An 18,386-nucleotide genomic window follows, 5' to 3' on the forward strand; every position below is an offset into this window, starting at 1 on the left:
GAGAAAGGATCAGCGTTCGCTGTCGAGATGTGCCATCTGGGCCGCCGGGTAGCGGTCGCCCGCCGCCGCGTCGGCCGGGACGGCCTCCTCGATCGCCGCCAGGTCGGCCGCGTCCAGGGTCACCTCCAGCGCGCCCAGCGCCTCCGCCAGGCGGTCCCGGCGGCGGGCGCCCACGAGCGGCACGATGTCCTCGCCACGGGCCAGGACCCAGGCGATCGCGATCTGCGCGACCGTCGTCCCCTTCTGCTCGGCGATCTTCCGCAGCTGTTCGACCAGGTCGAGGTTGTGCTGGAGGTTCTCCCCCTGGAAGCGCGGCGAGATCGCCCGGAAGTCGCCCACCCCCAGCTGCCGGTCGCGCGTGAAATGCCCGGAGATCAGGCCACGGGACAGCACTCCGTAGGCCGTGATCGCGATGCCCAGTTCCCGGGTGACCGGCAGGATCTCGGCCTCGATACCGCGCGAGATGAGGGAGTACTCGATCTGGAGGTCCACGATCGGGGCCGTTGCGGCCGCCCGGCGGATCGTCTCCGCGCCGACCTCGCTCAGGCCGATGTGCCGTACGTACCCCTTCTCCACCAGCTCCGCGATCGCGCCGACCGTCTCCTCGATCGGTACGTCGGGGTCGACCCGCGCGATCCGGTAGACGTCGATGTGGTCCACGCCGAGGCGCTGGAGCGAGTACGCGACGAAGTTCCTCACCGCCGCGGGGCGGCCGTCGTAGCCGAGCCAGCTCCCGTCCGGGCCACGCAGCGCCCCGAACTTGACGCTGGTCAGCGCCTGCTCCCGACGCGCGGCGGGCGCGGTGCGCAGGGCCTCGCCGATCAGCAGTTCGTTGTGGCCCATGCCGTAGAAGTCGCCCGTGTCGAGCAGGGTGACGCCGGATTCGAGGGCCGCGTGGATCGTGGCGATGGACTCCGCGCGGTCGGCTCCGCCGTACAGCGCGGACATGCCCATGCAGCCGAGGCCGAGGGCGGAGACCTGGGGGCCGGTGGTTCCGAGGGTTCGGGTTCGCATCGTCATGCGTTCCACGATGACATGACAGCTGACAGATTTCAATATCTGTCAGCTGTCATTCGTTAGTCGACGGTCATCTCTCCTTGTCGGCCCTCATCCCTGCCGCAGCGGAATCGCCAGATCCACCACCTGCCGCCCCTTCCCGAAGCTCCCCGTCGCGCTCGCCTTCCCCGTCAGCAGGTTGACGCTGAGCATCTGCGAGCCGGTGACCGCGTACCCGGCGTTCGCCCCGCTACGGCGGGAGCTGTAGATGTCGAAGCCGGAGTTGAGCGGGGCGTTGACGCCCAGCTTCCCCGTGGGGGCCAGGTTGCCCGCGTTGGCCGGGGACTGGATCGAGATCTGGTCCTGGCCGGTGTCGAGGTCGAAGAGTGTGGTCGCGGTCGTGGTGTCGAGGTCGTTGTTGGTGTACGCCGCGCCGGTGACGCCCTGGGCGGTGGTGCCGGTGGTGGCGGGCGGGACCGGCGGGTTGGTGAGGGTGCCGTCGGCGGCCGTGGTGCCGGCGGCCGGAGCGCCCTGGGGGTCGTCGAGGTTGTGGCGGAGGTTCTGGCCGGTGTCGCTGATCACCCGGAGCCGGTTGGCGGCGGGGTTGAAGTCGACGCCGTACGACGTGCCCCGGAGGGCGACCGTGAGCTGGGAGACCTTGCCGGCCTTGGCTCCCACCTCGCGGAGGATGTAGATGCCTCCCTTGTCGCCGACGCCGTAGAGCTTGTTGTTCTGGACGCGGTAGTCGATGCCTACGAGCTTGGTGTCGCCCTTGAGGCCGGCGACCCTGCCGAGCGGGACGGCGGCGCCGGGCTTGTCGACGCGGAAGGCGATGAGCCGCTGGTCGGCGGTGAGGCCGATGGCCTTCAGACCGCTCGGGGCGGCCGCGCCACCGATGCCGCCCTTGGCCTCGATGCCCGAGGTGCCCGAAGAGCCCGAGCCCTGCGTGGAGCCTCCGGCACCCGACCCCGCCGACGCCGGTGACCCGCCCAGCGCGCCCGATCCGACCACGCCGACCGTTCCGATCGCCACCGCCATGGTCAGTACGCCGATGACAGCTTGCTTGCGCATGAAAGCCCCCGTTGGAGATGTGCGGCCCGCCCCCTGCGGGCCGTATGTCTTCTCGTTCGGAGCGGTGGGTCGGGGCGGATTGGTGCCCGGTGCGGAAAATTTCCCGGTGTTCCGGAAATTCTCCATGACGCTCCGTTGGACACGGATCATCCGCTCTCGGAGAATTTTGGTTGTCGGCGCGCAGTCAGCTCGGAGCGGCGCCTGCCACCGGCCGCGCGACTGCCTGCGCCGCCCGAGGAGGGCGCGATGACCATCCGTATCGCCACTTACAACACCGAGAACCTGTTCCGCCGCCCCAAGATCTTCGGGTTCGCGAGCGGGCAGGCGCGGGAGAAGGTCCTGCGCGAGTTCAACGAGTTGGTCGACCTCCTCGACAAGGAGGTCTACTCGGAGGACGACAAGACGCGGATCACCGAACTGATCAAGGCGCACCGCGCCTGGGACTCCGACCCGGACACCCGAGGACCGATCTTCGTCAACCAGCTCAAGGGATCGGGCGCCAAGCTCTTCACGAGGACCGACACCGCGAACCCGGACGACCCCAGAATCAGGATCGTGGCCAAAGGGCGTACGAAATGGGCGGGTTGGGCGGAACTCGTACGGGACGACCTCGGCCTGGAATCCGTGCGGAACACCGCGCGGGTGATCACCGAGATCGATGCCGACATAGTGCTCACGGTCGAGGTCGAGGACCGCCTCACCCTGGACCGCTTCAACACCCAGATCCTCGGCGGCACACCGGGGAAGAAGCCGTACCCGTTCAACATGCTGATCGACGGCAACGACACCCGGGGCATCGATGTCGGCATCCTCAGCCGGCACCCGATCACGTCCGTGCGGTCGCACCTCTCCGAGAAACGGAACGGCTCCGACGACCCGCTCTTCAGCCGGGACTGCCCCGAGTTCGAGATACAGGTGAACGGGACGCCTCTGTGGATCCTGGGCAACCACTTCAAGAGCCAGATAGGCGGAGGCGGGGGCCTGCGCCTGGAGCAGGCGAGGAGGGTCCGGGAGATATACGAGGCCGCCCTCCGGCGATCGGCGCACGTCATAGTCGCCGGAGACCTCAACGACTCACTGACCAGCCAGCCGATCAAGCACCTCCTGGCCGCCGGGCTCCAGGACGCGATGAGCCACGACAGCTACCGGGGAGACCCCGGCACCCACGGCACCGGCAAGCAGGACGAGCAGAAGCTCGACTACCTCATGTTCTCGCCCGCCCTGTGGGACAAGGTGCGGAAGGTGCAGGTGGAGCGGCGCGGAACCTGGGCCCCCAACACCTTCACGCCCTTCGACACCGTGAAGTCACGCCTCACCCAGGCCTCCGACCACGCGGCCCTGTTCGCCGACCTGGACCTGTGAACGCCGAGCCCCACGCCTCGTAAGGGGCGCGGGGCTCTGTCAATTTGCGGCTCCGCCGCGTGGGCGCGACCAGCCACGCACAAACCCGCGGCCGGCCAATCACACAAGCCAGGCAGACACTGACGCGAAAGCCAACATCCAACCGCCTAGCAGCCGATGAGACGCCCAGCGAGGTAACCCTCGATCTGGTCCAGCGAAACCCGCTCCTGCTTCATGGAGTCCCGCTCACGAACCGTCACCGCGTTGTCGTCCAGCGTGTCGAAGTCGACGGTCACGCAGTACGGCGTACCGATCTCGTCCTGGCGGCGGTAACGGCGCCCGATCGCGCCGGCGTCGTCGAACTCGATGTTCCAGTGCTGGCGCAGCGCCTGGGCGAGCCCCTTGGCCTTCGGGGACAGCTCGGGGTTGCGGGACAGCGGCAGCACGGCCACCTTCACCGGGGCGAGGCGGTGGTCGAGGCGCAGCACCGTGCGCTTCTCCAGCTTGCCCTTGGCGTTCGGGGCCTCGTCCTCGGTGTAGGCGTCCAGCAGGAACGCCAGCATCGTGCGGCCGACACCGGCGGCCGGCTCGATGACGAACGGGGTGTAGCGCTCGCCGGCCTCCTGGTCGAAGTAGAAGAGGTCCTGGCCGGAGGCCTTGGAGTGCGCGGTGAGGTCGTAGTCCGTCCGGTTGGCGACGCCCTCCAGCTCGCCCCACTCGCTGCCGCCGAACTGGAAGCGGTACTCGATGTCGGCGGTGCGCTTGGAGTAGTGGGAGAGCTTCTCCTGCGGGTGCTCGTACCAGCGCATGTTCTCGGCGCGCAGACCCAGGCCGGTGTACCAGTTCCACCGCTCCTGCATCCAGTAGTCCTGCCACTTCTCGTCCTCGCCCGGCTTGACGAAGAACTCCATCTCCATCTGCTCGAACTCGCGGGTGCGGAAGATGAAGTTGCCCGGCGTGATCTCGTTGCGGAAGGACTTGCCCATCTGGGCGATGCCGAACGGGGGCTTGCGGCGCGAAGTAGTCTGCACCTGGGCGAAGTTGGTGAAGATGCCCTGGGCGGTCTCGGGGCGCAGGTAGGCGACGGAGCCGGTGTCCTGGGTGGGGCCGAGGTGGGTGGAGAGCAGGCCGGAGAACTGCTTGGGCTCGGTGAACTGGCCCTTGTTGCCGCAGTTCGGGCAGTTGATGTCGGCCAGGCCGTTCTCCGGCAGGCGGCCCTTCTTCTCCTCGTAGGCCTCCTCCAGGTGGTCCGCGCGGAACCGCTTGTGGCAGGAGGTGCACTCGGTGAGCGGGTCGGAGAACGTGGCGACGTGGCCGGAAGCGACCCAGACCTCGGAGGCCAGGATGACGGACGAGTCGATACCGACGACGTCCTCGCGCGACGTCACCATGTAGCGCCACCACTGGCGCTTGATGTTCTCCTTGAGCTCGACACCCAGCGGTCCGTAGTCCCAGGCGGCACGCTGACCGCCGTAGATCTCGCTGCACGGGAATACGAAGCCACGGCGCTTGCTCAGGCTGACGATGGTGTCGATCTTGTCGGCGGCCACGGTGCTCTCTTCATTACGACGACGGGCGACGAAGCGATGCGCTCCTGGAGGAAGCGGATGCACTTCAGAGCGAATGCCTCAGGTTACCGGCGGGGGCTCCCCTCCAATCAAATCGGTTCCGGTCCCAGATCGGACAAAGGCCTTACCCAGGGCTTACCACCCGGCTTGTTGACAATCGTTTCCAGACAAGATGAAAATGACTGTCATGAACGTAGTAAGACGACGACTTCTGATACCCGCGGCGGCGACCGCGGCCGCCGCCCTCAGCCTCACCACGCTCTCGGCCTGCTCCAGTGACAGCGCCACCGCGGGCAACACGGACAAGTTCGACGTCGTCGCGTCGTTCTACCCGATGGCCTTCCTCGCCGAGCAGATCGGCGGGGACCATGTGAACGTCACCAGCCTCACCGAGCCCGGCCAGGAGCCGCACGACCTGGAGATCAGCGCCAAGCAGACCGCGCAGCTCCAGGAGTCCGACGCGGTGCTCTACCTCAAGGATCTGCAGCCCTCCGTCGACGACGCGGTCGCCCAGTCCGAGATCAAGACCAAGATCGACGCGGCCACCCTGACCAAGCTGGAGGACCACGGCGACGTCGAGCACGAGCACGAGGGCGAGGAGGAGCACGCGGAGGCCGAGGAGACGCCCTCCGAGGAGGAGGAACACGCCCTCGACCCGCACATCTGGCTCGACCCCGTGAAGTACGCCGAGGTCGCCGAGGGTGTCGCCAAGGCCTTCGAGAAGGCCGACCCGGACAACGCGGCGGACTACAAGAAGAACGCCGAAGCGCTGGTCAAGAAGCTCGACGACCTCAACACCCAGTTCACGGACGGCCTGAAGAACACCAGGTCGAAGGTCTTCTTCACCAGCCACGCGGCCTTCGGCTACCTCGCCGAGCGCTACGGCCTGACCCAGGAGGCCATCGCCGGCCTCGACCCGGAGAGCGAGCCCAGCGCCGCCCGGATGAAGGAGCTCCAGGAGGAGGCCAAGGCCGACGGCGTCACCACCATCTTCTACGAGACACTGGTGTCCGACGAGACCGCGAAGACGCTCGCCAAGGACACCGGCCTCAAGACGGACGTCCTCGACCCGATCGAGGGCATCACCGACAACTCCCGGGGCAAGGACTACTTCGCGGTCCAGGAAGCCAATCTCAAGGCGCTTCAGACGGCCCTGGGAGCCAAGTGACCCTGTGGAGGACACAACCATGAGCGAGCCCGTCATATCGATGCGCGGCGTCCGCGCCGAGCTGGGCTCGCGCACGGTCCTGCGCGGCATCGACCTCACCGTTCTCCGCGGTGAGGTCGTCGCGCTGCTCGGCGCCAACGGTTCCGGCAAGTCGACCGCCGTACGCACGGTGATCGGCCAGGTGCCGGTGGCCGAGGGCGAGATCGAGCTGTTCGGCACCCCCCGCCGCCGCTTCCGCGACTGGCGTCGCCTCGGCTACGTACCGCAGCGCACGACGGCGGCGGGCGGCGTACCCGCGACGGTGACGGAGGTCGTGACCTCCGGCCGGCTCTCCCGCACCCGCCTCGGCATCCTCCGCAAGGCCGACCACGCGGCGATACGCCGGGCCCTCGACCTGGTCGGCATGGCGGACCGCGCAAAGGACTCGGTGAACGCCCTCTCCGGCGGCCAGCACCAGCGCGTCCTCATCGCCCGTGCCCTCGCCTCCGAGCCGGAGCTGCTGGTCATGGACGAGCCGATGGCGGGCGTCGACCTGGCCAGCCAGGAGGTGCTCGCGCAGACGCTGCGCGAGCAGGTCGCGGCCGGTACGACGGTCCTGCTGGTCCTGCACGAACTGGGCCCGCTGGAGCCGCTGATCGACCGCGCGGTCGTCCTCCGCGACGGCTGCGTCACGCACGACGGTCCGCCCCCGAAGGCCGTCGGCCAGCACGCGCTGCCCGGCCACGACCACGTCCACCCGCACGCGGCACCGGGCGCCGAGCCCCTCCGCACGGGCCTGTTGAGCTGAGAAGGCGTTAGGGAAGTCATCATGGAAATCCTCGACTACGCCTTCATGCAGCGGGCCCTGCTCGCCGCCGTCCTCGTCGGCATCACCGCCCCCGCGATCGGCATCTACCTCGTCCAGCGCCGCCAGGCCCTCATGGGCGACGGCATCGGCCACGTCGCCATGACCGGCGTCGGCCTCGGCTTCATGCTCTCCTGGTCGCCGGTGTGGATGGCCACGCTCGTCTCCGTGGTCGGCGCGGTGCTGATGGAGCTCATCCGCTGGTACGGCAAGACACGCGGCGACATCGCGCTGGCCATGCTCTTCTACGGCGGTATGGCGGGCGGTGTGATGCTCATCAACCTCGCGCCCGGCGGCACCAACGCCAACCTGATGTCCTTCCTCTTCGGCTCGCTGTCGACCGTGTCGCAGGAGGACATCACCGCGATCTGCGTCCTCGCCGCGTTCGTGATCGTGATGACGCTGGCGCTGCGGCGCCAGCTGTTCGCGGTGAGTCAGGACGAGGAGTTCGCGCGGGTCACCGGGCTGCCGGTCCGCGCGCTCAACCTGCTGACGGCGGTCACGGCGGCCGTGACCGTGACGGTCGCCATGCGCGTCGTCGGCCTGCTGCTGGTCTCCGCGCTGATGGTGGTACCGGTCGCGGCCGCGCAGCAGCTCAGCCGCAGTTTCGCGGCGACCTTCGCGATCGCCGTGGCCATCGGGGTGTCCGTGACGGTCGGCGGCACGGTCACCTCGTACTACGAGGACGTGCCGCCCGGCGCGACGATCGTGCTGCTCGCCATCGCCGCGTTCATGGTGCTGACCGCGCTGGCCACGCCCCTGGCCAGGAGGCGTGCGCGGGCCCTGGAACTCGCCGCGGGCGACCCCGCCGAGTGCGTGCTTCCGGAGGCCGGCGCGAAGGTGGCGGACGAGAGGGTTCCGGCCAGTCGGGGTTCCACGGACGGGCTCGGCGTCTGAAAGGGGTCTGCCGGGGCTGGCACAATGGCCCCGCAAGCCCGCGATGTGAGGAGGCAACGGTGACGACCGCTGGACCTGTACGAGGTCGTTCCACCCGGCAGCGGGCCGCCGTGGCCGCGGCACTCGACGAGGTCGACGAGTTCCGCAGCGCGCAGGAACTCCACGACATGCTGAAGCACCGCGGTGACTCTGTGGGGCTCACCACCGTGTACCGGACGTTGCAGTCCCTGGCGGACGCGGGTGAGGTCGATGTGCTGCGGACCTCGGACGGGGAGTCCGTGTACCGGCGGTGCTCTACCGGGGAGCATCACCATCATCTGGTGTGCCGGGTGTGTGGGAAGGCCGTTGAGGTGGAGGGGCCGGCGGTCGAGAAGTGGGCGGATGCGATCGCTTCTGAGCACGGGTATGTCAATGTTGCCCACACGGTGGAGATCTTCGGCACGTGTGCGGAGTGCGCGGGGGCATCTGCCGAGTAGGGTTCGTTTGCGGCTGCGGGTTCGTTGTGGCTGGTCGCGCCCACGCGGCGGAGCCGCAAATGTCACAGCCCCGCGCCCCTGAGGTCAGCCGCCCTTGAGCCTTCGTTCCAAGAGCCTTTCCTCGTAGCTCGGGATCTCTGACCAGCGGGTCATCCTTTCGGAGCCCCTGGTTGTCGTGATCGTGACGCCCCAGGTGTCCAGCACCGTGCGGTGCAGCCCTTGTGCGGTCGCCCGGCGGTGGAGTCGGCGGGCCTGGAGCCAGGGCAGGGCTACCAGGCCGAGGGCGGCGGTGGCCAGCATCACCAGTACCTGAGCGGTGGGGACCGTACCGTCCACCGCCGACGACGCCACGGTCACAAAGGTGCCCGCGCCGCCGGAGAAGAGGAGCAGGCCCCGTCCCCAGCGGCCGGCGGTCGAGGCGCGGGTGGACACGGCGAGGGCGTCGCGGAAGTCCGCGACGGTCGGCCGGTAGATCAGCCCGACATGCTTCCCGGCAGCCTCGGCCAACGTCAGTCCTCCTCCGTCCGTCCCTCCATCGCCAGCAGCTCCTCGTTCGGGATGGCGCCGCCGAAGCGGCGGTCGCGGGAGGCGAATTCAAGGCAGGCTCGCCAGAGGTCGCGGCGGTCGAAGTCGGGCCAGAGGACGTCCTGGAAGACCATCTCGGCGTAGGCGCTCTGCCAGAGCAGGTAGTTGGAGGTGCGCTGTTCGCCGCTGGGGCGCAGGAAGAGGTCCACGTCGGGCATGTCGGGGTAGTAGAGGTACTTCGCGAGGGTCTTCTCGTTGACCTTCGACGGGTCGAGGCGGCCCGCCTTCACGTCCTCGGCGAGGGCCTGCGCGGCGTCGGCGATCTCGGCGCGGCCGCCGTAGTTCATGCAGAAGTACAGGGTGAGCCTGTTGTTGCCCTTGGTCTGCTCCTGGGCGACCTGGAGCTCCTTGGCGACGGACTTCCACAGCTTGGGCATACGGCCGACCCAGCGGACCCGAATGCCGAGTTCGTCGAGCTGGTCGCGGGTCTTGCGGATGAAGTCGCGGTTGAAGTTCATGAGGAAGCGGACCTCGTCGGGCGAGCGCTTCCAGTTCTCGGTGGAGAAGGCGTAGAGGGAGATGTTGCGGACGCCCATCTCGAGCGCGCCCTGGAGCACGTCGAGGACGCGCTCGGCGCCGACCTTGTGGCCTTCCGTGCGCGGCAGTCCGCGCTCCTTCGCCCAGCGGCCGTTCCCGTCCATGACGATCGCCACATGCTCGGGGATCAGCTCACCGGGGAGCTTCGGCGGGCGGGCGCCGGACGGGTGCGGCTCCGGCGTCCTGTACTCGCGGCGCCGGCTCCCCAGGATCCCGCGTACGACCATGTGCTTCTCGTCTCCTCTTCCGCTTACTTCCGCTTGCTTCTTACTTCTCGACGTACCGGAGCGAGCGCAGGCCGCGCTCCAGATGCCAGTGCAGGTACGCGGACACCAGTCCGCTCCCCTCCCTGACGTACCGCGGCTCGCACGCGTCCGCCGTCTCCCAGTCTCCCGTCAGCAGCGCGCCGAGGAGTTCCAGGGCCTGCGCAGAGGGTACGACGCTGCCGGGCACCCGGCAGTCCACGCAGACGGAACCGCCGGCCGCGACCGAGAAGAACCGATTCGGTCCGGGCAGTCCGCACTTCGCGCAGTCGCTGAAGGTGGGGGCGTAGCCGTTGACGGCGAGCGAGCGGAGCAGGAAGGCGTCGAGAACGAGGTGCGGCGCGTGCTCGCCGCGGGCGAGGGTGCGCAGGGCGCCGACGAGCAACAGGTACTGCTGCACGGCGGGCTCGCCCTCATGGTCCGTGAACCGCTCGGCCGTCTCCAGCATGGCCGTCCCGGCGGTGTAGCGGGCGTAGTCGCTGACGATGCCGCCGCCGTACGGAGCGATCGTCTCGCTCTGCGTGCACAGGGGCAGCCCGCGCCCGATCAGCTCACTGCCGCGCGCGAAGAACTGCACGTCCACATGCGAGAACGGTTCGAGCCGGGCGCCGAACTTGGACTTGGTCCGCCGCACCCCCCGGGCCACGGCCCGCACCCGTCCATGCCCTCGGGTGAGCAACGTGATGATCCGGTCCGCTTCACCCAGCTTCTGGGTGCGCAGCACGATGCCGTCGTCGCGGAACAGACTCATGGGGCCCATTCTCGCCTATGTGCCACCCCTCCGGCGCCCGTTCCAAACCCCGGCCGTCACCGCAGGTCAGGGGAGTGACACACGTCCCATGACGAGTTGGGACGCGGTACTTCTGGCAGTCGGCGGGGCGGACGGCCACAGTGGTTCCGGCGCGCCGAGGGGAAGCGGCCCGCCGACCAGCCGGGTGCGTCTCCTGTCAGGGGGAGAGGATGCGCGCCCGGCTTCCGCTCACGTCGTCTTCAAGGGACCTCGCCTCGGCTGCGGGCGTTCTCGTAGGCCGTCGCCGCGCGCAGGCGCTCTATCGTCGTCGCCGGTCGTACGGCCTCGGGAGCGCAGTCCCACTCCCTTCCGCCTCCTACGGGCCTCAGCTGGACGTAGGGCCCCTCGTGGCCCATGACCTGCCCGACCCTTCCCGTGCGGGTGTCGACCGCGTATGTGCCGACCGCCGGCTTCTTTCCGTTGCCGTTTCCGCTCACCGCGCACCCATGAGTACCCGCCGCAACTCCATCGCTTCCTCCACCGCGTCCTCCGCCTCTTCGACTCACCGGCCGAGTTCAGTCTGCCGCGCCCGTCACGTTCTGCCTTCACCGTGCTCCCCTGAGTAATCGAGTTTCACCCTTTGTGTCCCCGGAGTGACCATCCGCGCCTACACTCGGCAGGAGTCTGTGCTCTACAAGTTCCTGGCAGCACAAAGAGGTTGGCCGCAGCACAAAGGGGCCGGCCATGGTCGGAGCCGCGTTTTCGCCGCCGCCGCCGATACCAACCGTCTATACAGAGGGCATGCCTTCAGCCACCCACGCACTGACGTACGACGGCGACCCGCCCCTGCGGCCGCTGCCGGAGCGGGCCGTCGAACTGCTGCGCGTCCTCGCCGCCCCGCCACGGCTCGTGGCGCATCTGCGGCTGGTGCACGACGTGGCGTACGAGTTGGCCGACTGGATGGAACAGCGGTACCCCGAGCTGTCGTTCGACCGGGCGGCCGTGCTGTTCGGGGCGGCCACGCACGACATCGGCAAGACGGCGTACGTCGGTGAACTGTCCGGCCCCGGTTCCGCGCACGAGGAGGCCGGGCGGCGGCTTCTGCTGGAGCACGGTGTCGCACCGGAATGGGCAGGGGGTGCTGGAGAATCCCGTGCGGTGCCCGCGCCCGCCGCGTCAGCGGCTGGTGTCACAGCCGGTGCGTGCCCTCGGCGTGCCGGGCGAAGGCCCTCGATGGGGGTCCCCCCGCTCGAGCGAAGCCGAGAGTGGGGGAGCGTGCCGGGCGCCGCGGGTGCTGTGCGGGACTCTCCAGCACCCCCTGGGTTCGCCGGGACGCATGCCGCGTGGGCGGAGCCCGGGGTCGGGGTCGGGGATCTCCTCGTCAGCCTGGCCGACAAGGTGTGGAAGAACAAGCGGGTGGCCGAGTTGGAGAACCTCGTCGTCGAGCGGCTGGCCGAGGCGAGCGGCAGACCGGCCTGGGAGGAGTTCCTGGCCCTCGACGACCTCCTCGGTGCACTCGGCGCCGACGCGGACCGGAGGCTGGCCTTCCAGGCCGCGTATCCCGTACTGCCCTGATCACCCGACCCAACTCCCTCTCCCCCACAGAATCGCCACAGCTCGCACTCACCGGCATGATGAATCTCCGCGTCGCCCGCCTAAAATGCCCTTGGCATCCCCGGTTTTCCGTCAACTCTCCTGTGCATCATGCGTTCTGGGAAACCACACGGCGTGCATGAGCGTCGAACGTTGCGTGAGCAACCGCTGTCCCGGCGGTCCTACGGCACGGAAGATGGGTCCCGTGGAGCTGGAATTCCGACTGCTCGGTCCGGTCGAGGCGTGGCATGCGGGCAGACCCGTGCGGCTGGGCGGGCCGAAACCGCGGGCGCTGCTGGCCGTGTTGCTGCTGCGGGCGGGCCAGGTGGTGCCCGCGGATGTGCTGGTGGACGTGATCTGGGGAGAGGACCCTCCGGACACGGCACGGGCGCTGGTGCAGACGTATGTGTCGGCGCTGCGGCGAGCCCTGCCCGCCGAGGTGGCCGAGGCGATCGAGACACGGCCACCGGGGTATCTGATCCGGCGCGGGGTCGGGCGGGTCGACGTGGCCGACTTCGAGGCGCTCACGGCAAAGGCCCGGCAGGCCGCCGCGGGCGGTGACCACGAGGGCGCCGCGCGGCTGCTGCGGGCCGCGTCGGACCTGTGGCGCGGTCCGGCGCTCGGTGGCGTCGGGGAGGCCCTGCGGGGTGAGGCCGGGCGGTTGGAGGAAGCCCGGCAGGCGGCGCTGGAAGAACGTATCGCCGTCGAGTTGGAGGGCGGGGGACGGGAGGCGGAACTCGTCACCGAACTCACCGCCTTGGTGGGATCGCACCCGACGCGGGAGCGGCTGCGGGGCCAGCTGATGCTCGGGCTCTACCGGCTGGGGCGGCAGGCCGACGCGCTGGCCGTGTATGCGGAGGGCCGGGCCGTGCTCGCCGAGCAGTTGGGGCTCGACCCGGGACCGGAGCTGAACCGGCTGTACGAGGCCATCCTGCGCGCCGACCCGGAGTTGCTGGCCGCCCCCTCCGCCCCGGCGCCCAAAAGCACCGTCGCCGCGCCCCGGCCCGTGTCCCTCCTCCCGCCCGCCATCGGGGACTTCACCGGGCGGGAGGAGGAACTGGCCGGTGTCGTCGAGGGGTTGACCGGCGCGCGGGAGGCGATGCCCGTCGTCGTGGTGTCGGGGGCCGCCGGGGTCGGCAAGTCCGCGCTCGCCGTACAGGCCGCGCACCGGGTGGCCGCCGAGTACCCCGACGGGCAGCTCTACGCCGAACTGCACGGCTTCAGCGAGCCCGTGCCGCCCGGCGAGGTACTGGGGCGGCTACTGCGCGCGCTCGGCGCGGACCCGCCGGAGCACACGGCCGAGCGCGGTGACCTGTTCCGCAGCCTCGTCGCCGGGCGGCGGATCCTGCTGGTCCTGGACGACGCGGGCGGCGAGGCCCAGGTCCGGCCGCTGCTGCCGGGGAGCGCGACCTGCGGGGTGCTGGTCACCTCACGGGCCCGGCTCGGCGGACTCGTCGGGGCCCGGCGTACCGACCTCGACGTCCTGGACGACGTACGGGGCCTTGAGCTGCTGACCCGGGTCACCGGGCCCCGGCACACCGACGCGGGCGACCCGCGCGAGGAGGCCGCCGCGCGGCGGATCGTCGAGCTGTGCGGCGGGCTGCCGCTGGCCCTGCGGATCGCGGGCGCCCGGCTGGCGACCCGGCGGCACTGGACGACCGGCGTGCTCGCCGAGCGCCTCGCCGACGAGCACCGCCGGCTCGACGAGCTCGCCGTGGGCGACCTGGAGGTACGGGCCGGCCTCGGCCTCAGCTACCGGGCCCTGGACGACCGCGCCCGCCGCGTACTGCGCCGCATCGCCACCCTCGGCCCGGCCGACGTCGCCGTATGGACGGTGGCCGCCCTCGCCGACACCACCGAGGACGAGGCGGAGGAAGTCCTGGAACGCCTCCTGGACGCCCAGTTGATCAACTGCCCCGGCACGGACCAGGTCGGCCAGCCCCGTTACCGCCTCCACGACCTCGTACGCGTCTACGCCGCCGAACGCGCGGAAACGGAGGACCCGATCACCGACCGCACGGCAGCGGTGGGGCGGGCCCTGACGGCAGGCCTGTGGCTGATGGACCGGGTAACGGAGGCGGCACCATCGGGTGCGGTGATCTTGAGACAGGGGTTCGGGGAAGCGCCCCTGAAGGGGCGCGGGGCTGTTACACATGCGGCTCCGCCGCGTGGGCGCGAGCACCCACACAAGACCGGCAGCCGCGAACCGACAGACCCCCCCACCCCCGTAGGCGACCGAACAACCCACCGAGCCCTGTCAGACCCCTTCGCCTGGTTCGACGCGGAGGCCGACGCCCTCACCACCGCGGTAGAGCGGGCCGCAGCCATGGGCCTGCACAGACTCGCCTGTGAAGCCGCGGCAGCGCTCTGCTCCTCCTCCTTCGCCATCAGCAACCGCTTCGACGCCTGGTGGCGCAGCCACGACGCCGCCCTCGCGGCCGCCCGCCGCGCGGAAGACCGCTCGGGCGAGGCCCTGCTGATCGTCGGCCTCGGCCAACTCCGCTACGAACAGGACCGCATCGCCGATGCCCAGGAGTACTTCCGTACCGCCGAACACATCTTCACCGAACTCGGCGACGTACGCGGCCGCTCCGCCGCCCTCGCCGGACTCGGCAGCGCCTGCCGCGAGGTGGGCGAACTGCGCGACGCGGAACAGGCCCTGGCCGACGCGGCCGAGGGCTTCCGGCGGGTCGGCGACGACACCGGCGTCGGGGTCGCCTGCCGGTACGCCGGCTCCGTACGCCTCGAACTCGGCGACCAGGAAGGCGCGTTCCCGCTGCTCGACGAGTCGCTGCGGGCGTACCGGCGGCTCGGCAGCCGACGCGGCGAGGCGCTCGCGCTGCGCACGCTCAGCCTGGTGCACCGCTCGCTCGGCGCGTACGAGGAGGCCGCGCGCGTGGCCGAGGAGGCGCTGGAGATCCTGCGGTCCATCGGCGACGAGCACATGGCGGCGTACGCCCTGCGGGCCCGTACGAAAGCCCGGATGCGGCTCGGGCACACCGCGGAGGCGGAGAGCGAGCTGCGCGAGATCGTGGAGGTCTGCCGGACCCACGGGGACCGTTTCGGCGAGGCCCTGACCGTGCGTACGCTCGGCGAGTGCGCCCTGGCCGAGGGCCGTCTGGCGGACGCGGACCGGCTGCTGACGGCGTCCGCCGCCCTCTGGGCGGTCCTCGCCCTGCCCCTCCCCCGCGCCCGCGCCCTGCGCAACCTCTCCGCCGTACGGGCCGCCCTCGGGGACGCGGACGGGGCCGCCGCGCTGCGGGCCGAGGCCATGGCGGTGTTCACGACGTGCGAGGCCCGCGAGCGATACGAGCCATGGCCTGACTAGGACGATACGAGCCATGGCCGACCAGGGCCATACGAGCCATGGCCTGACCAGAAGTCGCTTGCGGCGGACTTGCAGAGAACTTCCAGCGGAGCGGGCCATTCTTGGTGTTCTCGGGGGAAGAGCGGATCGGCCGGGCGACCACCGCCCGGCCGGTCGGCCCCACCGGAGCGCACAGGGGACGAGCCGGTGGACACATGAACGCGAGCACATGAACGCAGTGGGATCAGAACGGCAGTACGGACGAGGGGAACAACCGTCGCCAGGCCACAGACCACCACTCAAGGGGGGAAGCCCCCGGGGAGGGACATCAGGGGATCAGGTCCCTCCCCGGGGTGCTGCCGCGCACCCCGCCTCACACCTGCCGTACGAGTACCCCGCGGTTGCCGGCACTCGTGGACCCTGTGGAAGACGACGCATGCCTCCGATCATCCTCATGAGCGACCCCGATGTCGCCCGCATACCGGTCCAGGAATGTGGTGAACCCCTCGTCGATCTGAGGGAGTTGCCCTTCGTGGTGGTCGACTCGCGCCAATCCGACCCCGAAGGGGCCTACGCGCATCTCCGCGAGGGTGTCGCCTGGCGGCTGGCCCGGGCGGCCCGGCTGCTGCCCGACGGGCTGCGGCTGCTGGTCACCGAGGGGTACCGGCCGCTCGCGCTGCAGATCAAGTACTTCGAGTCGTACGCCGCCGAGTTGCGCCGCGACAACCCCGACTGGTCGGAGGACCATCTGCGCGTCCAGACCAGCCGTTCCCTCTCCCCGCCGGAGATCGGGCCGCATGTCGCCGGGGCCGCGGTCGATCTGACCCTGTGCACGGCCGCCGGGGAGGAACTCGACATGGGGACACGTGTCGACGCCAGCCCCGAGGAGAGCGACGACGCCTGCTACACCGACGCGCCCAACATCTCCGACACGGCCCGCCGCAACCGCCGCACGCTGTGCGCCGCCCTCACCACGGCCGGCCTGGTCAACTACCCCACCGAGTGGTGGCACTGGTCCTACGGCGACCGCTACTGGGCCCTGATGACCGGCGCGCCGCATGCGCTGTACGGCCCCAAGGCGACCGTCTCCTAGTGCAGCACCGCGTTGATCTTTCGGGGGTTCATGCGGCTTTGAGCGAGGTGCCGTCGTAGGTCCAGCGGTAGGGCTTGGCGTCCGTGGTGTCGTATTGGAGCACGAAATCGTCGATGCGGTCGGCGAGGTCCTGGCGCGATGTGATGGCGCCGCACTCGGCGTCCCAGATCGCACGGCAACGCTAACCCGATCGGCCCAGGGCACCGCAAGCCTGCGAGCCGACCATCACACGATCGAGTTAAAGCGGCCTTGTGCGGACTCCTCGGCGAACAGTTGCGAACCCCCTCGGCGACCTCCACCAGGCCGGCCGCCTGGCTCGCCCGGCCACCGAGTCCGGTGTCCGCGTCGTTGCCGGTCGCCACCAGGCCCATGGAGCGGCAACTGGCGGAGGCGTAGCCGATGCGGGTCCAGCACGCGCTTCCTGATCCTCCGCTTCCGGGACACGATGAACGTCGTCGACCCGGCGACGCTGCCCGCGCGCCTGGCCACGGCGGGCTTCACGGACGTGTCCGTGGACCTGCACGAACTGGGCGGCTCCTTCCGCTTCCGCGCGCGACGCCCGTAGCCCGGGGCCGGGTCATGCCCCGAAGCGTCGTACGTACCGCCGCTGCCACGGGGTCTCCACCGCGTGGCGGTCGTAGTGCCGGCGTACGTACGCCACGGCCTCCTCCGGCGGTACGCCGTCCAGGACGGCGAGGCAGGCCAGCGCGGTGCCGGTGCGGCCCCGGCCGCCGCCGCAGGCGAACTCCACGCGCTCGACCTCCGTCCGGCGCCAGGCGTCCCGGAACACCTCCTCGGCCTGCGCCCGGTCCCCGGGCAACCGGAAATCGGGCCAGCGCAACCAGCGTGACTCCCAGGGGACTTCGGGCGGCTCCTTACCGAGGAGATGAACGGCGTACGTGGGGGCCGGACCGTCGGGCAGAGGGTGCCTGAGCCCCCGACCGCGCACCAGCCGACCGGACGGCAGGCGCAGCACACCGGGGGCGTCCGGGTCCCAGGGGGCGACCGGAGGGGACGCGGTGTCCGTGTCGGTCGGCTCGGTCACGGCTTTCGGCTCGGTCATCGGGTCAGCGTAGGCAGAGCCGGGCAGCGGCGTCCGCCGCTTTGGCGACGCGACTTCGCCGGGCGCCGGGCGCCGCCCCTCCGCCGCGGCTCGTTCGACTCGGCCATCCGCTACCCCACCCCCCGCGTCTCCTGTGCCGCCCTGGCCTCGATGCCCCGGAAGTGGTCGGACATCGCCCGTTGTGCGCCCTCGACGTCGTGGGCGCGTAGGGCGGTGACGATGTCGCGGTGGCGGCGGATGGTGAGGTCGGGGGTGGGGTCGTCGGTCCAGCCGCGGGCGCCGGCGACGCGGAGGAAGACGGTCCAGAAGGCGCCGAGGAGTTGGGGGACGAGGGCGTTGCCGAGGGAGGCGTAGAGGAGTTCGTGGAAGTCGCGGTCGAGTTCGGCGACGGGTTCGCCCGCCTTGCCCGCCGCCTCCATGCGGTCCACGACCGCCGCGAGGCCGTCCAGCTCCGCCTCCGTCAGCGTGCCCGCGACCCGGCGTACGAGGCCCTCCTCCAGTACCTCGCGGATCTGGAGGATCTCCGCGAGCGCGGCGGTGTCGCCGTCGGGGCGGGCCAGGGTGCGGAAGGTGAGGCCGTCGACGAGGGGCGTCAGGGAGGCCTGGCCGACGTACGTGCCGTAGCCGTGTCTGATGTCGACTATGTCGAGGGCCTGAAGGGCCTTGAGGGCCTCGCGGACGGAGTTGCGGCTGACGCCGAGGTCCTCCATCAGCTCCGTCTCGGTGGGCAGCGGGGCACCCGCCTGGAGTTTGCGGTCGAGGATCAGCTGCATCACCTCGCGCTGGATCTGACCGCTCACCCGCCGCTCGGGTCGGCGCCGGCCGCCGCTCTCCTGAGACATGCGCCGCATCGT

At 70.4% G+C, this 18,386-nt stretch carries 17 protein-coding genes; 8 read left to right on the forward strand and 9 right to left on the reverse strand.

Annotation, left to right across the window (positions count from 1 at the left end):
- Positions 1-9 precede the first annotated feature (9 nt).
- Both F3T56_RS26825 and F3T56_RS26830 read right to left on the reverse strand, forming a co-directional pair.
- Positions 10-1,020 carry an aldo/keto reductase gene (locus F3T56_RS26825; protein WP_149827928.1) on the reverse strand — a complete coding sequence of 337 codons (1,011 nt, stop codon included), beginning with the start codon at positions 1,018-1,020 and terminating at the stop codon, positions 10-12.
- Between the two features lie 87 nt (positions 1,021-1,107).
- Positions 1,108-2,067 carry a DUF4394 domain-containing protein gene (locus F3T56_RS26830; RefSeq protein WP_149827929.1) on the reverse strand — a complete coding sequence of 320 codons (960 nt, stop codon included), beginning with the start codon at positions 2,065-2,067 and terminating at the stop codon, positions 1,108-1,110.
- A 246-nt stretch (positions 2,068-2,313) separates the two neighbouring features.
- Between F3T56_RS26830 and F3T56_RS26835 the strand changes: the two genes are divergently transcribed.
- Positions 2,314-3,429 (forward strand): endonuclease/exonuclease/phosphatase family protein, encoded by a 1,116-nt coding sequence (locus tag F3T56_RS26835; protein WP_149827930.1) that lies wholly within the window; start codon positions 2,314-2,316, stop codon positions 3,427-3,429.
- Positions 3,430-3,575: 146 nt separating this feature from the next.
- On the opposite strand, the gene F3T56_RS26840 is transcribed toward F3T56_RS26835, so the two are convergent.
- Entirely contained in the window at positions 3,576-4,958 is a 1,383-nt protein-coding gene (locus tag F3T56_RS26840) for a glycine--tRNA ligase (RefSeq protein WP_149827931.1), read from the reverse strand.
- A 196-nt stretch (positions 4,959-5,154) separates the two neighbouring features.
- On the opposite strand from F3T56_RS26840, the gene F3T56_RS26845 reads away from it, so the two are divergent.
- Genes F3T56_RS26845 through F3T56_RS26860 form a run of 4 tightly spaced genes read left to right on the forward strand, consistent with a single transcriptional unit; the run spans position 5,155 to position 8,361 of the window.
- Positions 5,155-6,144: a zinc ABC transporter substrate-binding protein gene (locus F3T56_RS26845; protein ID WP_425473627.1), complete on the forward strand. Its 990-nt coding sequence runs from the start codon at positions 5,155-5,157 to the stop codon at positions 6,142-6,144.
- A gap of 19 nt (positions 6,145-6,163) precedes the next feature.
- Complete coding sequence (locus tag F3T56_RS26850) at positions 6,164-6,931, forward strand: metal ABC transporter ATP-binding protein (protein ID WP_149827932.1); 768 nt, start codon at positions 6,164-6,166, stop codon at positions 6,929-6,931.
- Positions 6,932-6,952: 21 nt separating this feature from the next.
- Positions 6,953-7,885 (forward strand): metal ABC transporter permease, encoded by a 933-nt coding sequence (locus F3T56_RS26855; protein WP_149827933.1) that lies wholly within the window; start codon positions 6,953-6,955, stop codon positions 7,883-7,885.
- A gap of 59 nt (positions 7,886-7,944) precedes the next feature.
- Positions 7,945-8,361 carry a Fur family transcriptional regulator gene (locus tag F3T56_RS26860; protein ID WP_149827934.1) on the forward strand — a complete coding sequence of 139 codons (417 nt, stop codon included), beginning with the start codon at positions 7,945-7,947 and terminating at the stop codon, positions 8,359-8,361.
- 84 nt (positions 8,362-8,445) lie between these two features.
- Here F3T56_RS26860 and F3T56_RS26865 read toward each other — a convergent pair whose 3' ends face one another.
- The 4 genes from F3T56_RS26865 to F3T56_RS26880 all read right to left on the reverse strand — a co-directional run bounded on the left by F3T56_RS26865 (position 8,446) and on the right by F3T56_RS26880 (position 10,973).
- Positions 8,446-8,868 carry a YcxB family protein gene (locus tag F3T56_RS26865; protein WP_149827935.1) on the reverse strand — a complete coding sequence of 141 codons (423 nt, stop codon included), beginning with the start codon at positions 8,866-8,868 and terminating at the stop codon, positions 8,446-8,448.
- 2 nt (positions 8,869-8,870) lie between these two features.
- Positions 8,871-9,710 (reverse strand): isoprenyl transferase, encoded by an 840-nt coding sequence (locus F3T56_RS26870; protein WP_149827936.1) that lies wholly within the window; start codon positions 9,708-9,710, stop codon positions 8,871-8,873.
- A 40-nt stretch (positions 9,711-9,750) separates the two neighbouring features.
- Positions 9,751-10,497: a DNA repair protein RecO gene (gene recO / locus F3T56_RS26875; protein ID WP_172639157.1), complete on the reverse strand. Its 747-nt coding sequence runs from the start codon at positions 10,495-10,497 to the stop codon at positions 9,751-9,753.
- A gap of 239 nt (positions 10,498-10,736) precedes the next feature.
- The gene (locus tag F3T56_RS26880) at positions 10,737-10,973 is read right to left on the reverse strand and encodes a hypothetical protein (protein WP_149827938.1); all 237 of its coding nucleotides are present in this window, start codon (positions 10,971-10,973) and stop codon (positions 10,737-10,739) included.
- Between the two features lie 304 nt (positions 10,974-11,277).
- Between F3T56_RS26880 and F3T56_RS26885 the strand changes: the two genes are divergently transcribed.
- The 3 genes from F3T56_RS26885 (at position 11,278) to F3T56_RS26895 (ending at position 16,469) form a co-directional block, all read left to right on the forward strand.
- A complete protein-coding gene (locus F3T56_RS26885; protein WP_149827939.1) occupies positions 11,278-12,051 on the forward strand; it encodes a phosphohydrolase in 774 nt (257 codons plus the stop codon).
- Positions 12,052-12,265: 214 nt separating this feature from the next.
- Positions 12,266-15,397, forward strand: a complete 3,132-nt coding sequence (locus tag F3T56_RS26890) for an AfsR/SARP family transcriptional regulator (RefSeq protein WP_246203908.1) — start codon at positions 12,266-12,268, stop codon at positions 15,395-15,397.
- Positions 15,398-15,812: 415 nt separating this feature from the next.
- Entirely contained in the window at positions 15,813-16,469 is a 657-nt protein-coding gene (locus F3T56_RS26895) for a M15 family metallopeptidase (RefSeq protein WP_149827941.1), read from the forward strand.
- A gap of 577 nt (positions 16,470-17,046) precedes the next feature.
- On the opposite strand, the gene F3T56_RS26905 is transcribed toward F3T56_RS26895, so the two are convergent.
- A complete protein-coding gene (locus F3T56_RS26905) occupies positions 17,047-17,532 on the reverse strand; it encodes a protein-tyrosine phosphatase family protein (protein ID WP_149827942.1) in 486 nt (161 codons plus the stop codon).
- 110 nt (positions 17,533-17,642) lie between these two features.
- Positions 17,643-18,383: a FadR/GntR family transcriptional regulator gene (locus F3T56_RS26910; RefSeq protein ID WP_172639160.1), complete on the reverse strand. Its 741-nt coding sequence runs from the start codon at positions 18,381-18,383 to the stop codon at positions 17,643-17,645.
- Positions 18,384-18,386: the final 3 nt, after the last annotated feature.

This window comes from Streptomyces tailanensis (assembly GCF_008386495.1).
GTDB classification, from domain to species: Bacteria; Actinomycetota; Actinomycetes; order Streptomycetales; family Streptomycetaceae; genus Streptomyces; species Streptomyces tailanensis.

What these genes read in the sequence shown, in the direction of transcription:
- F3T56_RS26825 (WP_149827928.1), bottom strand. Translation starts at nt 1,020, where the DNA reads ATGACGATGCGAACCCGAACCCTCGGAACCACCGGCCCCCAGGTCTCC.
- F3T56_RS26830 (WP_149827929.1), bottom strand. Translation starts at nt 2,067, where the DNA reads ATGCGCAAGCAAGCTGTCATCGGCGTACTGACCATGGCGGTGGCGATC.
- F3T56_RS26835 (WP_149827930.1), top strand. Translation starts at nt 2,314, where the DNA reads ATGACCATCCGTATCGCCACTTACAACACCGAGAACCTGTTCCGCCGC.
- F3T56_RS26845 (WP_425473627.1), top strand. Translation starts at nt 5,155, where the DNA reads ATGACTGTCATGAACGTAGTAAGACGACGACTTCTGATACCCGCGGCG.
- F3T56_RS26850 (WP_149827932.1), top strand. Translation starts at nt 6,164, where the DNA reads ATGAGCGAGCCCGTCATATCGATGCGCGGCGTCCGCGCCGAGCTGGGC.
- F3T56_RS26855 (WP_149827933.1), top strand. Translation starts at nt 6,953, where the DNA reads ATGGAAATCCTCGACTACGCCTTCATGCAGCGGGCCCTGCTCGCCGCC.
- F3T56_RS26870 (WP_149827936.1), bottom strand. Translation starts at nt 9,710, where the DNA reads ATGGTCGTACGCGGGATCCTGGGGAGCCGGCGCCGCGAGTACAGGACG.
- recO (WP_172639157.1), bottom strand. Translation starts at nt 10,497, where the DNA reads ATGAGTCTGTTCCGCGACGACGGCATCGTGCTGCGCACCCAGAAGCTG.
- F3T56_RS26885 (WP_149827939.1), top strand. Translation starts at nt 11,278, where the DNA reads ATGCCTTCAGCCACCCACGCACTGACGTACGACGGCGACCCGCCCCTG.
- F3T56_RS26890 (WP_246203908.1), top strand. Translation starts at nt 12,266, where the DNA reads ATGGGTCCCGTGGAGCTGGAATTCCGACTGCTCGGTCCGGTCGAGGCG.
- F3T56_RS26895 (WP_149827941.1), top strand. Translation starts at nt 15,813, where the DNA reads ATGCCTCCGATCATCCTCATGAGCGACCCCGATGTCGCCCGCATACCG.
- F3T56_RS26905 (WP_149827942.1), bottom strand. Translation starts at nt 17,532, where the DNA reads ATGACCGAGCCGAAAGCCGTGACCGAGCCGACCGACACGGACACCGCG.
- F3T56_RS26910 (WP_172639160.1), bottom strand. Translation starts at nt 18,383, where the DNA reads ATGCGGCGCATGTCTCAGGAGAGCGGCGGCCGGCGCCGACCCGAGCGG.